Origin of the sequence: Pseudovibrio sp. POLY-S9 (assembly GCF_001431305.1) — a bacterium.
GTDB lineage: Bacteria > Pseudomonadota > Alphaproteobacteria > Rhizobiales > Stappiaceae > Pseudovibrio.
Window position 1 is genome coordinate 1 of sequence record NZ_LCWX01000166.1, and the last position, 15,851, is coordinate 15,851.

Annotated in this window: 10 protein-coding genes; 6 read left to right on the top strand and 4 right to left on the bottom strand. The window is 47.5% G+C overall.

Annotation, left to right across the window (positions count from 1 at the left end):
* Positions 1-897 precede the first annotated feature (897 nt).
* The 3 genes from PPL9_RS16165 to PPL9_RS16175 are packed head-to-tail and all read left to right on the top strand — an operon-like array spanning position 898 to position 6,279.
* Positions 898-1,533, top strand: a complete 636-nt coding sequence (locus PPL9_RS16165) for a hypothetical protein (RefSeq protein ID WP_208989417.1) — start codon at positions 898-900, stop codon at positions 1,531-1,533.
* Positions 1,523-2,959 carry a DNA polymerase Y family protein gene (locus tag PPL9_RS16170; protein ID WP_244273405.1) on the top strand — a complete coding sequence of 479 codons (1,437 nt, stop codon included), beginning with the start codon at positions 1,523-1,525 and terminating at the stop codon, positions 2,957-2,959. The genes PPL9_RS16165 and PPL9_RS16170 overlap by 11 nt, the downstream gene beginning before the upstream one ends.
* Positions 2,956-6,279 (top strand): error-prone DNA polymerase, encoded by a 3,324-nt coding sequence (locus PPL9_RS16175; protein WP_082596910.1) that lies wholly within the window; start codon positions 2,956-2,958, stop codon positions 6,277-6,279. The genes PPL9_RS16170 and PPL9_RS16175 overlap by 4 nt, the downstream gene beginning before the upstream one ends.
* Positions 6,280-6,298: 19 nt before the next feature.
* On the opposite strand, the gene PPL9_RS16180 is transcribed toward PPL9_RS16175, so the two are convergent.
* The 3 genes from PPL9_RS16180 to PPL9_RS16190 form a co-directional block, all read right to left on the bottom strand.
* Complete coding sequence (locus PPL9_RS16180; protein ID WP_082596911.1) at positions 6,299-7,219, bottom strand: FkbM family methyltransferase; 921 nt, start codon at positions 7,217-7,219, stop codon at positions 6,299-6,301.
* 74 nt (positions 7,220-7,293) lie between these two features.
* Entirely contained in the window at positions 7,294-9,954 is a 2,661-nt protein-coding gene (locus tag PPL9_RS16185; protein ID WP_057463677.1) for a glycosyltransferase family 29 protein, read from the bottom strand.
* A 56-nt stretch (positions 9,955-10,010) separates the two neighbouring features.
* Positions 10,011-10,745 carry a hypothetical protein gene (locus PPL9_RS16190; protein WP_200962328.1) on the bottom strand — a complete coding sequence of 245 codons (735 nt, stop codon included), beginning with the start codon at positions 10,743-10,745 and terminating at the stop codon, positions 10,011-10,013.
* 729 nt (positions 10,746-11,474) lie between these two features.
* On the opposite strand from PPL9_RS16190, the gene blaPSV reads away from it, so the two are divergent.
* Positions 11,475-12,362, top strand: a complete 888-nt coding sequence (gene blaPSV, locus PPL9_RS16200; RefSeq protein ID WP_152986718.1) for a PSV family class A beta-lactamase — start codon at positions 11,475-11,477, stop codon at positions 12,360-12,362.
* Between the two features lie 58 nt (positions 12,363-12,420).
* Here blaPSV and PPL9_RS16205 read toward each other — a convergent pair whose 3' ends face one another.
* Entirely contained in the window at positions 12,421-13,935 is a 1,515-nt protein-coding gene (locus PPL9_RS16205; protein ID WP_057463680.1) for an alkaline phosphatase family protein, read from the bottom strand.
* Between the two features lie 214 nt (positions 13,936-14,149).
* Here PPL9_RS16205 and PPL9_RS16210 point away from each other — a divergent pair, with 214 nt between their 5' ends.
* Together PPL9_RS16210 and PPL9_RS16215 are read left to right on the top strand one after the other, a co-directional pair.
* A complete protein-coding gene (locus PPL9_RS16210) occupies positions 14,150-14,923 on the top strand; it encodes a DeoR/GlpR family DNA-binding transcription regulator (RefSeq protein ID WP_057463681.1) in 774 nt (257 codons plus the stop codon).
* A 231-nt stretch (positions 14,924-15,154) separates the two neighbouring features.
* Positions 15,155-15,851: hypothetical protein (locus tag PPL9_RS16215; RefSeq protein ID WP_082596913.1), on the top strand; the 697-nt coding region annotated here is incomplete at its 3' end.

The following is a 15,851-nucleotide window of genomic DNA, read 5'->3' on the forward strand; positions in this document are numbered from 1 at the left end:
GTGGTGCTGGCATGCTGTGATCCTCCCGAACAGAGTGAATCACAAATCGAAGTTTTGGGGAATCTCATAGATTCAAACTTTGATCGAAACGCTTTAGGTACGTTGCTTTGAGATACTTGCGTTTATATTGCGCTGCTAAGTCGAAAACACGGGTATGCCATGGTTCTCGTGGTTTGATGGGTGTTTCTTGTATTCGGGCATAAGTGGTGAGGGTGATGCCTTCGGACTTAGTGAAAGGCTCAAGGGTGTGCTGAAAGATATTCCCCCGCCTTTAAGTCCTCTCAGAAATACTCTCTGAAACAGACCGGGGATACAACGGGAATAACTGGTGTGCAGGGCCGCCTCACCTGTAAGGACTGGAGCCGGTACCATGTACGCTGCCTTACCCAGATTGCTCCCCTTCAAACCCCAGACACTCACGTTCCTGGTTGCTCAAAGTTATACCCGTTGTCTTTGCAAACATCATTCTGCTGTGGGGTATGTACTCGTAATCTTCCTTTTGCGTAATAGGTAGGGTCAATGACGACATGGATGCTCTGCTGATGAGTTTGCTTCGGGCTCGTTGGGCTTTAAGCAAGTTCCGGTCGCGGTTAACGTTTGGAGTGATACTGTGGAGGGGATGGTTTTGTAGTATGTGATCTCTGCTGATTGCGCCCATGTAGATCTTTTGTCATCGCCCTACGCGGCAATCATCCCATACGTTACAGGGCTTTCGTTTCAGCTCTTCTCTCTATAAGGCGATAAAATACCCCGCAGAGTGCTGCATAGCCTGTCCTATTCCTAATAGAATATGCCAGAGGACGTGCTTGCGTGTGTGTTATGCCTGCGAAATTTCTGGTAGCCAACAGTTTGTGAGATGAGAGTTTTGCCTCATATTGTTCGTTCATGTATGTGCGAATGAGTAAGGGAATTTATGAAAATAATGTTCTTGATATGTTCTCTTTGTTGAGAGATAATCGGGTCGTGATGGCAGAGTTTAAGAGTTTTTTTCCGCTTCAAGTCAGCCGGGTTCATGAAGTATGTGGAGCCGGAGCGACAGCATTTGCAGCGATGGCCTGCGGGCAAGCTGATGTGAGAGTGTTGTGGCTTCAGACTGGTTGGCAAATTGAGCAACTCAATCCAGCAGGTTTAGCAGCTTTTATGTCTCCCAAGAATCTCGTTTTGGTTGAGGTTGAGAACCACAATGATTTACTCGCATGTACAGAAGATGGCTTGCGTTCTGGCGCTGTGGATCTAGTAATTTCTGTGGCCACTCAAAAGCTCGATCTGACTGCAGGCAGGCGTTTGCAGTTGGCAGCTGAGCAAGGTGGCTCTACCGGGATTCTCATTATACCTGAAGGAGCTGGGAGTAATGCAACACAAACTCGTTGGCACTGCTCTCCTATATTCAAGGGAAACCATATATCCGATAAGAACTTGACTCTTCAACACTGGCAGCTCATTAAGAACAAAATAGGAACATTGAGTGGTTGGAAGGTGTATTGGGATGCCAAGGCGCATCGTGTCATTGTGGTTTCCGAGGATGGCCAGTGATCGTATTTTACGCTCACATCCCACATCCGCGCCTTTTGCTGTAACCTCTCATGAAAAAAGTACAGAGCGATTATACTGTTTAAACAGCAGAGCGATGCAATTGGGGCTGGCTTCAGGTATGGGGCTTTCAGATGCTAAGGCGTTATGCCCTGATTTGCTGACACGCTCAGCAGACCGGTATGCTGATGACAGGTTCTTAAAGCTGTTGGCGCGATGGGCTGATCGGTATTGCCCATGGGTCGGTTTCGATGGAAACGATGGCTTGTTGCTTGATGTCACTGGCTCAACTCATTTCTTCAGCAGTGAAGCTGAACTTCTCGCGGATATTCATGATCGGCTCCAGAGTTATCAACTCAATGTTCGCTCTGGGTTGGCTGACACAATTGGGGGGGCTTGGGCTGTTTCTCATTTCGGTAGAGGCGTTGTCCCTAATGGACAACTCAAGGCAGCTTTAGGCCCTTTACCTGCTGCTGCATTAAGGCTGGATGAGGCAACCTGTGCGACACTGCAGCGCCTTGGTCTGCGTACTATCGGTGACCTTCTGGTAACACCGCGGGCCACGCTAGGTCGACGCTTTGGTTTGCCATTGATGCGCCGTATCGACCAAGCGTTTGGTGATCAGCCAGAACAAATCAATGCTATGGCGCCAGATACCTCTTATGCTGCCCGGCTAAATTTTCCTGATCCTATCGGTCTTTATGATGATGTGATAGCTGCTCTTGAGCGATTGCTGCAACGCATCTGTGATAAGCTAAAAAGCCAAGAGATGGGCACCCGGGTGTTGCTTATGACCTGTCAGCGTGTTGATCAGGCCAGCGTGCAGGTAGAATTGCGACTTGCTCGGCCCATGCGTGAGGGGACGAGCATTCTGCCGCTGTTTGAGAGAAGTGTGCGAGAGTTAGATGCAGGATTTGGTATCGATCAGATACGGTTGGAAGCTTTGGCTGTTGAGGCTTTGCCATTAAAGCAACTGGAAACCGGCAATGCTCAGTCAAAGAAAAATGATGTGCTGAGTGATCTGATTACGCGGCTCGGGAGTCGCATTGGTCTGGAAAAGATTAAGCGTTTTCAGCCAGCAGATAGCCATATTCCTGAGCGTAGTTTCATTGTATCGCCTGCAGCCTATTGTGAACCTGAGGGGCAGTGGAAAGAACAGAATTTGCGTCCTTTACAACTGTTTTCTCCAGAGCTTGTTGAAGGTCATGAAAAGAAGCCGCCTAATGTATTCAGCTGGCGGCGCATGCGCTTTTCGGTTGCCGCCGCAACAGGACCAGAACGTATTTGCCCAGAGTGGTGGCTGGACGATCCCAATTGGCGATCCGGTGTAAGAGACTATTGGCGTGTGGAAACTGAACAAGGCCGACGCCTCTGGATGTTTTTCACGCCACTAAATCCAGCGTGGTTCGTGCAAGGAGAGTTTGCATGAGCTACGCTGAATTGTGTGTTACCTCCAACTTCACGTTTCTTACCGGAGCCTCCCATCCTGAGGAACTGGTGGTTCGAGCTGCCAGCCTGGGGCTTTCGGCGATTGCTATAACAGATCGAAATTCTCTGGCTGGAGTTGTACGTGCTTATTCAGCGCTTAAGGAACTTGCTCGCAAAAGAGACGAGGCCCTGACTGTCCGTTCCTGCCATCGTACTGATGCAAATAGTAGACAAGAAATTCAGGAAGGTGCTGACGACCTACGAGAACCTATTATGTCTCTGCCGCGTTTGCTGGTGGGGTGTCGCCTGGTTTTGGAGGACAGCCCTGTTGATTGGATTGCTTTACCGCAAGACCACTCTGCTTATGCTCGCTTGTCCCGGCTTCTTACCAAAGGAAAAAGGCGCACTGAAAAAGGTGAATGCCAGTTATTCTTAAAAGATCTTCTGGAAGGGGCTTGTGGTCTAATGTTGATCGCTTTGCCTCAAGAGGCGATCGATAGGCTTCAAGTTCGAGAGCATATTCAACAGGCGGCGCATACTTATCCTTCTCATGTCTTTTTAGGGGCTGTGCCACAGTATGATGGGAATGATCAAGCTTACTTTGATGCTTGCGCGAAATTGGCTCTGCGTCTTGCAACACCAATGGTAGCTGTTGGTGATGTGCTTATGCATCATGGACGTCGCCGGCAACTGGCTGATGTTCTGACCTGTATTCGTGAGGGGGTGACCATAGACAAGATTGGTCGCCGTGCTCTGCCTAATAGTGAACGCCGCCTCAAGACACCATTGGAGATGGCTCAGCTGTTTCGTGCGTACCCAGCTGCGGTCAAAAGAACGCAGGAGATTGCTAATCGCTGCTCTTTTTGCTTATCCCAACTGTCCTATGAATACCCACAGGAAGGAAGTGAGAGCGAAACGGCTCAACAGCGGTTGGAGCGGCTTACCCTTGAAGGCATTAAACGCAGATATCCCAAGGGAGAGACTGAGCGTGTTCGTTCTCTTGTTGAAAAAGAGTTGGCTCTTGTCTCTAAGCTTAAGTTTGCTGCTTATTTTCTGACGGTGCACGACATTGTCACCTTTGCCCGCTCTCAAGGCATTTTATGTCAAGGTCGAGGGTCTGCCGCCAATTCCATTATCTGCTATGCGCTTGGTGTTACTGATGTGGCTCCAGAAACCATTTCTATGGTGTTTGAACGTTTTATCTCGGAGCATCGCGGAGAGCCGCCAGACATTGATGTAGATTTTGAGCATGAGCGCCGTGAAGAAGTTATTCAGCACATCTACCAGAAGTATGGTCGCCATCGCGCAGGTTTGTGCGCGACCGTCATTCATTTCCGATCTCGTGCTGCCATCCGCGAGGTTGGGAAGGTTATGGGCTTGTCGCAGGATCTGCTTGCTAACTTAGCAGGGCAGATGTGGGGATCTTCTGATCAAGGTGTACCCGAAGAACGACTAAAAGAACTCGGCCTGTCTGGGTCAGATCATCGCCTTGCTCTTACCATTCGCCTCATAAAAGAGATTATTGGTTTTCCTCGTCATTTGTCTCAGCATGTAGGTGGCTTTGTGATTACCCAAGGTCGGCTCGATGAGTTATGCCCTATCGAGAATGCATCTATGGAAGACCGCACAGTCATTGAATGGGATAAGGATGATATTGATGCATTATGCATCTTGAAAGTCGATGTGTTGAGCCTTGGTATGCTCACTTGCATCCGCAAGTGCTTCGCTTTGATTGAAGAAAAAGAAGGGCGCCAACTCACAATTGACAGTGTGCCACAGGAAGATAAGCCAACCTACGATATGCTTTGTGTTGCAGATGCACTGGGTGTTTTTCAGGTTGAAAGTCGTGCTCAGATGAATTTTTTGCCGCGTATGAAGCCACGCACCTTTTATGATCTGGTGATTGAGGTTGCCATTGTGCGTCCTGGCCCGATCCAAGGTGGTATGGTGCACCCTTATATTAAGCGACGACAAGGTCTGGAAAAAGTCTCGTTTCCTTCAACAGAATTAGAAGGCGTTTTGGGGAAAACACTTGGCGTGCCTCTCTTTCAGGAACAAGCTATGCGGATTGCGGAAGTTGCAGCAGGATTTTCTGCAGAAGAAGCAGATCGCTTGCGGCGCTCACTTGCGACTTTCAGGCGTATGGGGACCATCAGTTCTTTCAAGACCCGTTTTGTTAATGGCATGTTGGAGCGTGGCTATGAGTTAGAGTTTGCAGAGCGATGTTTTTCTCAGATTGAAGGGTTTGGTAATTACGGCTTTCCTGAGAGCCATGCTGCTGCTTTTGGTATGCTTGCTTATGTTTCTGCCTGGCTTAAATGCCATTATCCAGCTGCTTTTGCCTGTGCGCTCCTTAATTCTCAACCTATGGGATTCTATGCTCCAGCTCAGATTATAAGAGATGCTCGAGAGCATGATGTGGAGGTGAGGCCTATTTGTGCCAACCGTAGCCAGTGGGATAATACATTGGAGCGGCGTAGTGACGGGCAACTGGCCATTCAACTTGGTTTTCGTCAGATCAAGGGTTTTAATGAAGAAGATGCTCTTTGGCTGGTAGCCGCTCGTGGCAATGGCTATCCAGATCCACAAAGCATTTGGCAGCGTGCTCATGTGATCCCGGCAGCACTTGAGAAGCTGGCAGAGGCAGATGCTTTTGTTAGCATGGGGCTCAATCGTCGTGATGCTCTTTGGCAAGTGAAGGCCATTAAAGGTACCACGCCGTTACCTCTGTTTAATGACCCCTTTGATGGAGAGGCGATCTTTGAACCAGATGTGAACTTGCCTGTTATGCATTTGGGGGAAGAGGTGGTGGAAGACTATCTTTCAACACGATTGTCATTGCGAGCGCATCCGATGGAACTGCTACGTCCGGAAATACCCGGACTTACAACACATGCTGCCTTGCAGAAAGCTTCTCTGGATCGAACAAGTGTTTGCGGTGTTGTTGTTACACGTCAGCGTCCCGGAACGGCGTCTGGAGTTATTTTTGTGACGCTTGAAGACGAAACTGGGGTTTGTAATGTAGTGGTTTGGCCGAAGGTTTATCAAAAATTCCGAGGAGAAGTCATTTCTGGTCGCTTGCTCTACGTTACAGGTTACCTGCAACGAGAGGGGATTGTCGTGCATCTCATCGCGCAGGAAATCAGTGACTATTCAGACCGTTTATCCTTGCTGGGGCATCCGCTGGACGAAGTTATCGGCCAAACATTACCAGCAGCCGATGACGCCCCACGTCGACCTCTCATCCCAAACAGCGCCACACGAGCTCGCCACCCACGAGAACAAGCAAAGAGGCTCTTCCCGAGCCGGGATTTTCATTAGAATGAGAAACAGCCCAAGCTTAGTCTGTGTGTGGAAACTGGAAACTACCCAATTGGTGCTCTGCAAAACTTGGATTGTTTGGTTGATCCAACTTATTCGGAAAAATTCGCGTGCATGGTGAGAATTGATATGAGTTGCGGCGTAGAAATGTGACTTCCAGAACCGGTGGAATTGCATAACCGCCAACAATGCGCAATGCTGTGTTGTTATTCCCGTGAACATGAACAGCTTGATGTGTCTGAAAAATTTTATTCAATGCTTCCAAAGCAGTTCTAAACCAAAATAGCTTATATACTTTATGTAAATCGTGAAACTCAACCAGTATCTGCGAGAACTTCTGTAATTCGTTTGTCTCTAGATCTGCAAAAACCTCCCACTCGTCACCCTCTATGTCTATTTTCAGCAAAATGTCATTTGCATTCTGATGCCCATTTTTCTTTATCTCATCTCGTAAGCAGGTCATGTGCTTGTTGGTCTGAAATGAAGCAGTTATACCTTTCTTAAAATAATTAAACTGCTTATGCTGGCAAGGTAGCCCAGTAATTGTATGGTCATATTGATAAATTTTAAGGCCCTTATGCGCCATCTCTAAATCCCAAGAGACATCACGGTTGATACCCAAGGAATACGCAATTTTCTCTTCTGATCGTGGAGGCACCATGACATAGCCTCCATCAAAGGTGCGTCCAACTCGAGCTAACTCATGCCCGGCAACATCCATGGGACTTAGCCGAGAAAAGAGAGTTTCAACCATCTCCTGCGCGGCCTTTGACATCTCAGGCTTTTCAAGTGGTCGTGCTTTCTTTCCTTCAACCGCAGACATTCTTTTTTCTAGTTGAAGTAGCCGTTTACTTAGTTGCGCTATCTCTTGTTGCTTACTGTCTATTTCTGATCGCTCTGTAGTTAAGGTCTCTTTCAATGACATATTATAAGCTTTCATTTGATTTTAAAGTTATCATAAGAGCGTTGCATCGAGATGCACTAAGAACTGTGCTTGCACATTCAGTATAAAAATTAATAAAGGTGTATATTGCTGTGTGCTGGTAGAACGCAATTCTTCACGTAATTTTGTTCCCTTTGAGGGTTATGGCGGTATCTTCCAGTAGCTTCTAGGAGGCTCAGTCCCTCACGGATGATGTGTTTGGATTTGTTAAAGTCAAAACCCACCAAGGATAACTCCTCAAGCTGTGTCTGACGGAGGAACTCAAGCCAAATGATTCCGGAAGTAGGCTCTGCTGAGAGCTTTTTCTGCAATTTCTTTGTATAGAAACTCGGTAATCGTTCTACTTTGTGGTCTAGAATAAATTTTGATGACAGGTGATGTAAACTTGGGTGAGGTGCGACATTGTGAGTATTAAAAATTGGCGCAAAGAATAGTTGTCTTGAACGATCTGCTGTTGAACATGACCAGATGTCTGATTTTGTGCCAATCGCTGAGATCGCGGTATATTCCTCTAAAATATGATTTGGTGTTTTAGGATCTAAGACGGTGTAATCTTCTGATTGACTAGAACGGGCATCAGTAAATATTCCGTAAATGTACTTTTTGCATGTGGAATCAATAGTCATACCTTTCTTAACGATGTAGGGACACCCAAGGTTCATTCTTATAACAATATCGTGACTATCGATAAATTCAGCTGCATTGCTCTCGAGTAACTTTCCAGCATTTCCGACAAGGCACACACGTTTTCCTGTCAACATGTCCGCTTGGAAGTGCGGCATAAACAAACCTTTCGAGCGGTTAACGGCTTCATGGTAATAGTTTTTTTGGATGACTTTCTTTGCTTTTTTTAAAGGCTTATTAGTTCTTCCAACAACATCAGCAAAAGACAATCCCAAAAGCATGGACTTCTTGAACTCAACTTTTTTTGCTCGCGATGCCGCTAGTTTTTTCTCATCTTGATAGTAGTTGTAGACTGGGTTCTCAACTACTCGAGTAGCTTCGATGCCCGCAAGTGTATTATAAAGATGAGTTTCATCAAGTTTAAAGCTTGTATGGTAGAGGAACCATGAAAGGAAATGATCGTATCGCTTGATACGTGAGACATCATCTTCAGAGATAGCACGTTGATAGGACGGAATGAGGACTTTACTGGATACTGTTGTGACTGCTTGATCGTAGATAGCTCTACCGAAAGCAATAACAGGTTTCCCCAATAACATTGCTTCTAGACCGACACCACTATTAATGACAGCTACACATTTGGATTTTGCCAGTACGTCGTGAATATGTCCGACATTAGAAAAGAGCAGATGCTTGCTTCGCCATTTTTTCCTTGCTGTGTCGTAAAAATCGCTAAGATCCAGAGGGTGCTTTCGAAATAATACTTTAAGGCCCTGACTCTCAGCAAGTTTTGCCATATCTTCAATGAAGTTTTCTAATGTACAACTGGCGTGTAGAGTCAGAGCTTCATCATCAGGAATCTGAAGGACAGCAAGAATATCAAAATCTGGTATTGATTGATGTTTTTGGTTCTTTTGCGGAGCTTTGGTTTTTTTTTCAGCTTTTAGTTCAGCTTTAAATTTCTCTAGTCGTGGTTCAATAGAGAAGTCTAAAAAATCATCTGAACTTGCCCAATCTGCGGAAGGGCCCCAACCAGTAGAAGAACAAGTAAATATCTCTGGTAGATACTCCTGCATATAGAAAGTAGCATTATCAACTGGAAGTTGATTGTGCGTTTTGTGGGGAATGTAAAGCCGATCGACAAAATGGAGTCGGTCCACTAGCTCCTGAGTTATCTCCCATTGAGCTACAGGTAAGATTCTGGCAGAATTTTCAGGTTGTGTCGACAAAGAAATAAGGCGTGCCATTGCGCGCCATCCAATCCGACCCGGACGAGATAATCGGGAAACACGAATTGAAAAACTATTATCGTCTAATGGCTGCTTAGTGCCGATATCCTGTAGTGGAAATAGCACCAGGTTCTTTGGTTTGCTCTTGGTGTACTCGATCTTACTTTTCAGACCGGTAAGTTGCTTTAGTTCACCTTTGACATGATCAATTGGACGGCGCAAAATATATGAGTTTCTGCGTAATGACTTATCGCGATAATATTCAGGAATACACCCAGTCTTAATTTTGTTGTTTTCTTTAAGGATAGCTTTCTTGATAAGGCCCACTTCAGAAACGTCTGTCTGTATGTTGGCTGGAGCAATGTGATTTTTCATGAACTCCAGAAGGCGGTAAGTTTTAGGAGAGTGTTTTAACCAAAGAGGTTGAGGGTAGGCAATACGATGTCCGTCTTCTTTAAGGCGGATGGTATGCACCGCCAAATCGCAGTTTTGTAGGACAACAGGCAATAATGTCAGATCTTCAACAACAGTAAAATCGACTCTTAAAATCAATAGGGAGTGGTTTGATCGACCAGCCAGCCAGCTTGCAGCCTCATAGAGGGCTGCTGTATTGGTGGTAGAAACATAATCTGAAGTAAATTCAAATTTGTAAATTGTTGTGGCAAAGAGTTGTTGGCTTACCTGTTGTAAAAGCTCAGTAGCTTCTTCATCACCATCTGAAATTCCAATCACAACACGAAGGCCTGGAGAGCATGCCTCGCAACTGAGTAAAAACTGTTTACCAGTTGCGAGAAATTCCTTCCCGCTACAAACAATCAATATCTGCCAAAAGCTATGGTCTGACTTATCGAAACCAAGGCGTTGAATAGAATGAGTCACAGATAGCTCCTGGATGTGTCGTGAGCATTTAAGCTACGTCACTTCTTTTGAAAATTTTATTTAGAAAAACTTTGTTTCAGAAAACGAGGAAGTTTACGTGTAAAGGATAGAGTATCCCGCTCTTTACTGCGTCCCTCAATTTTTCGGCCCCCTTTGAGGTGATCAACATATTTACCTAACGCGCTTTTTATAAAAATATGTCCTGTTTGCCATCTACTTCCGAGCTCCTTAAAAATTGCTTTCTTAGCTTGCTCCATTTCCTGAACGATTTCCCAAAAAATGTAGCTGTCGTGATTTTCTTTGAATGTAAGGAATTCACCAGAGAGATAAATCTGCTCAAATCTGTTGGCAAAATTCAAGATCTCAGGATGATTTAGATTGTACCCTACCCAACCACATTCTGGATATCCGCGTCGATTGAGGTAGGCGGCGAGTTGCCTCGCGTTGGGTGCCATTTTATCAAGAAACTCTTCTGGTATTACAGTGTGCGTAACAGTGTCAGCATCCAGCCAAATAAGTTGGTCGAAGGTGCCATGGCAGCGACGAATTGCATCTGTCACTGCAAAGACTTTGTTCGAAAAGCGATAAGCATCCCAACGAAAGTTATTCGTTTGCTCTGGAACAATTGGATTGGTGCCGTTGGCAAAAGGGTTATCGTAATAAGAAGATTTAAATTGCTGTAGCTTTGGTAGAGCTACCAAAGGATCTATCAACTGTAATCTTGGCTCTGAGAAGCTAACGGAAGTCTTTTCAGGATAAACTAGCATTGAGACTGTGTCTGGCCACTTCATTAGGAAGCTTTCGATACACCGTTTTCCATATTGCTGATACCCAGCTTCGTGAAATGTAGTAACGACACAATGTTTCATGATTATCTTTAGGCTGGAACTAGTGATTAACTATATTTTCGAAATGTGTAGAATTCTGAAGTGCTCACAATCCAGCGTATAATTGTAGTGTTCACAAGTGCTCAATTGTGATTAGTAAATAATGTGGTAATATTTTTTATTCAGGTGATTTTAGATTTAGGTGTAGTTTTGTTAAATTTAATGAGTAATATTATATTTATAGATTGTTGTATTGTTTAAATTTTGATTATTTTGTTTTTTTATCTTTAGTGGTATTTTTTGTGTGAGATGGAGCAGTTACAACTTTGGCTCGTTGACTTAACTCTTTAAAATGAAAATCTCTCGTTGTGCTATAGTTACTCCTTCTGATCGTATTTGAATTGGAGTTTATTACATGAGTTGAAGATTTAGGTTTGGTCGCTTTTCCTTCGGAAGGTGTCTTTAAGATCCTACTAATGGGCACCAAGTCGAGAAAAGTCACTATTTCCACTATATCTCGCCGCAATTCTTTGTCGTCTATTTCAGTCTCATAGAGTATTTCAAGATTTGTATCCTCAATTTTGTCGACCTTACTCATTTTAGTTTTGCATATGCAGCACTGAACTGGTTGTGTTTTGCCTGAGAAATTTATTTATTGATGGGGCCGCTGCTCACCATGAAAGGAGTTGGAGAATGTTGCGTTTTTTAGAGGAAAACTGCGTTCCTATGAGACGGTTTGCATGTGCGTTGGCCTTCACGTTGAGCTTGCCTTTGGTCAGTGAGGCTGGGCCACTGATGGACACAGTCAGTCAGTTAGAGACTGAGGTTGGAGGGCGCATTGGTGTGGTGCTGCGCCATACCGGTTCTGACTGGGCCGTTGAGCATCGGGCGGATGAGCGGTTTCCTATGGCCAGCACGTTTAAGGCATTGCTCTGCGGAGCCGTTTTAAGCCGTGTTGATCGCGGTGAAGAGAGCCTTGGTGATCTTGTCACTTACAAGGCAACCGAGCTTGTCCCTTATTCTCCTGTCACGGAGAACCATGTGGCTTCTGGAATGAGTGTTGGCCAGCTGTGTGAAGCGACGGTCACCATGAGCGATAACAGTGCTGCAAACTTGCTTTTGAAACGCGTTGATGGGCCGGAAGGGCTGACCAGATTCTTACGTGGGCTTGGTGATCGGGTGACGCGTCTGGACCGGAATGAGCCAGCTATGAACGAAGCCAGGCGCGGAGATCCCCGTGATACTACTTCGCCTTCTGCTGTGCTCAAGACATTGGACAGGTTGCTGTTTGAGGATGTGTTGCTTCCATCTTCCCGCGCACAGCTGCAGCAATGGATGGTGGATGACAAGGTTGCGGATGAGTTGATCCGAAAGCATCTGCCGAAGGACTGGCGCATAGCAGACAAGAGCGGTGCTGGTTACAATGGTTCACGCGGTATCATTGCGGTGCTTTGGCCGGAAACGGGGAAGCCATATCTTGCAGCAGCTTATATGTCAGGCAGTGATGCGAGTTTTAAGCAGCGCAATGCGGTGATTGCTGAGATTGGGAAGGCGATGATTGAGGAGATTAAACAGCGCTGATCAGCTGCTGTCTGTTTGTGGTGAAAAACGGGGCATGGTGTGACGCCCCGTTCCTGGGTCAGTGTTTCGGGCCGTCTGTGGTGATCATCCAGTTGGACAGGGTCTTGTCCATGTTCTTCATACGATGGCGGAGGAGTTCGCGGGTCATACGTGCCAGTGTTAGAGCATGCTCTGGCTTTTGCGCCAGATTTTCCATTTCACCTTTGCCCTTAGCATCAAACAGCATGGGGGGCAGATCTGCTGCAAACTCCACAAGTGTGAAACGCTCATCGCGCAAGATGCTCAGGCAGGAGTTGTCCAGTTTGGTTCCAAGCTGTTGCTGCCAGAGTGTTGGCTGTAACGGGTCAGCGAAGTCCAGCTCTGACATGGAGACCGTGCGCCAGTTCTCAGGTGTTTCACCTTGGAGGAACGGGAGCAGGGACTTGCCATCCACGGAGCCTGGAACATCCTGCCCGACCCATTCCAGAATGGTTGGCATGATATCGATGGACTCGGTGATCTTTGAGACCTGCGTTCCGTGCTCTCCGTCTGGCATGCGGATGATGAGAGGGGTGTGGTAGGCCGCATCATAAACGGTTATTTTCCCCCAGCTGTGATGGTCGCCCAGCATTTCGCCATGGTCAGCTGTGATTATCACCATGGTATCGTCGTACTGTCCTGTGTCTTTGAGGAACTGCACAACACGGCCTACATGGTGATCCACTTCTGTGGCTAGCCCGAGATAGATTGCGCGCAGGGTACGGATGTTCTCGTCTGTTGGTTCCAGATCCGGGAAGCCCTCAACAAAGCTGGCTGCGCTGTTGTTTTGCATGACCGGGGTGAAGAACGGATGTTGGGCCTGCTCGTCTTCTGCGCTTTCCAGTCGCTCTGGGAGCGGCAGGTTTTGCGGATCGTACATGTCGTTATACGGGGCAGGGGCGACGAGCGGAGGATGCGGACGAATGTAGGTAAGATGCGCGAACCAGCTTTGCTGGCTGTAGGCTGGCATTGTCTTGAGGAAGGCATCTGTCAAAAATGCCGTGTCGCTGTCTTCAGCTGCATAGAGCGCAGGATCGTTGAGGCGTGGGGCTTTGCCTTTGGGTGAGATGGGCTTGTAGACGTCCCAGTACTTCTCAAATTTATACCCCTGGTTCATGAGGTGAGACTGCCATGGATAGGACATATCCATGCGCATCTCCGTTATCTCATGGAAGCCGTTCATCGGGTATTCGTAGGTTCTGACTGCTGGATCGTTCGGATGGAAGGCACGTGGATCCTGTGAGGTGTCCGTGTATCCAAACAACATGGGCAGATAGCCCGCCTTGCGCATTTGCGTTGCGATGTTGGGCGTGTCGTGCCTCAGCGGTGTGCCATTGCGCACGGAACGATGGTTCATGGCGTATTGCCCTGTCAACAGTGACGCTCTGGACGGGCCGCATGGATTGGTGACGGAGAAGTGACGCGTAAAGGTGACGCTGTCTTCCATGAACGCGCGCAGGTTTGGCAGATTTACGTGTTTGCCAAGTTCACCGAACACGCAATCCGCGCGCAGCTGGTCGATGATGATAAAAAGCACATTGCGTTTGTTTTGCATGTTCCTGATCCCCCAAAGCCACAGGTGTGGCGCAGTCCGACAGACCGTTACTCCGGCAATATGAAAGAGAGATGTAACTGTGGTCGTTTGCCAGCAAATAATCCACAGCTGCACACAAATTCCAACATAAATCGACATATGTGTTGGAATTTGACTGTAGTTGTGGAGTAAGGCAGTCACAGAACGTGATTATCCGCACAAACGTGAGGGGCAGATGTCTCATAGCCACCGCGAACTGGAACTGCTGGAAGTTTTGAAACGACTTGGCGGATCGGCACGCAATGCTGATCTGGCAAAGGCACTGGATGTTTCTGAAGAAACTGTGCGCCGGACGGTGAAGTCTTTGTCGATGACTTCAGACCTTGAGCGGGTACGCGGCGGGGCGTATCTGGCGAGCTCGCAAAACGACCCAAGCTTCTTTCGCCGTATTTCACAGCGCACCAATGAGAAACGGCTGATCGCCGCTGTTGTGTGTGATGTGGTTGAAGATGGCATGACCGTCTATCTGGATGTTGGCTCCACCACGGCATATGTGGCGGAAGACCTGAGATTGCGTAGGAACCTGACGGTGGTCACAAACTCCATTGGTGTTGCGCAGACGCTGGTGAATGTGAACGGCAACCGCGTGCATTTGCTTGGTGGTGAAATGCAGGTCAATGACCGGGGAACCTTTGGTCACGACACTTATTGTCAGGTACAGCGGTTCGCGCTTGATATGGCCATCTTCAGCCTTGATGCGGTCTCTGCCAGCAAGGGGTTTCTCTATCAAAGCAGTGTTGAATCCCAACTGAGTGCTGCCATTGCAGAAAAAGCGGATCGGGTGCTGGTTGCGTTTGATCATGGCAAGCTGAGTGAGACAGCGCCGTATGTAGGACCGGACCCACGACAGGTGGATTATGTGGTGACCGACAGCCCGCTTGACGAACCGTTTGTGACTGCCTTTGCGGACTGGGGCATTCAAAGCTTCATAGCCTCCCGAAAAAGCTGAGTTGAAACAAGACTACCTGCCTGTGATCTGCTTAAAGCTGCACGCAGGCACCAGATGCAGAAATCGAAAACCTTCGAAATTACAGCATTTTAAAAGATAGATAAAACAAGATGGAAGCCGGTTTTCTGGTGTTGCGAGGTCAGTCGCAGATTGGATGATGGAGCTTTTTTAAAGCTGCCGGGCAGGCTTCCACACTACGAATGGTTTTGATTGATGAGCCTATCCATCATAATGATAATCCTTGCAGCAGCACTGTTGCATGCGATCTGGAATGCGATTGTTAAAACAGCGGGTGATCGCACACTCACCCTCGGACTTGTGGCGTTTGGGCATGTGATCCCGGCAGGGGTCATGATCATGATCCTGCCTTTGCCAGCACCTGAGAGTTTTGGCTATGTGGCACTCTCCACCTGCATTCACTTTGTCTACTATTACACGCTGGGGCAGGCCTACCGTCATGGGGACCTGAGCGTGGTCTATCCCATCGCACGCGGTATTGTCCCGGCTCTGGTTTCCTTATGGGCCATGCTGTTTGTGGGCGAAGTGCTGCCGTTTTGGGCGTGGTTTGGCATTGGCTTGATCGGGTTTGGTATTCAGATGTCCAGTTGGTCTGCCTTGCGGCAAGGTGTTGGCGGCGCGGCGCTTGGGTTTGCGGTTGCCACAGGTGTTTGTATCTCCGCTTACTCGCTGGTTGACGGTGTTGGTGTCCGGCTTTCTGGCAACACGCTGAGTTACTGGGCGTGGGGTGCGTTTTTGCAGGTCTTTATCGCAGCCTTCATTGGTGTGCGGCGGTGGTCTGTTTTGCCAAGTCTTTCCAGGAGAACATGGGCGCTGGGCCTGACGGGCGGTCTTGTCTCCATGATTGCTTATGGTCTGGTGCTTTATGCTAAAAACTTTGCACCGCTGGGCGCTGTCTCAGCCTTGCGCG

Excerpts from the sequence above, each read along its gene's own strand:
- PPL9_RS16165 (WP_208989417.1), top strand. The coding sequence starts at position 898 with ATGAGTAAGGGAATTTATGAAAATAATGTTCTTGATATGTTCTCTTTG.
- PPL9_RS16170 (WP_244273405.1), top strand. The coding sequence starts at position 1,523 with ATGGCCAGTGATCGTATTTTACGCTCACATCCCACATCCGCGCCTTTT.
- PPL9_RS16175 (WP_082596910.1), top strand. The coding sequence starts at position 2,956 with ATGAGCTACGCTGAATTGTGTGTTACCTCCAACTTCACGTTTCTTACC.
- PPL9_RS16180 (WP_082596911.1), bottom strand. The coding sequence starts at position 7,219 with ATGAAAGCTTATAATATGTCATTGAAAGAGACCTTAACTACAGAGCGA.
- PPL9_RS16190 (WP_200962328.1), bottom strand. The coding sequence starts at position 10,745 with ATGAAGTGGCCAGACACAGTCTCAATGCTAGTTTATCCTGAAAAGACT.
- blaPSV (WP_152986718.1), top strand. The coding sequence starts at position 11,475 with ATGTTGCGTTTTTTAGAGGAAAACTGCGTTCCTATGAGACGGTTTGCA.
- PPL9_RS16205 (WP_057463680.1), bottom strand. The coding sequence starts at position 13,935 with ATGCAAAACAAACGCAATGTGCTTTTTATCATCATCGACCAGCTGCGC.
- PPL9_RS16210 (WP_057463681.1), top strand. The coding sequence starts at position 14,150 with ATGTCTCATAGCCACCGCGAACTGGAACTGCTGGAAGTTTTGAAACGA.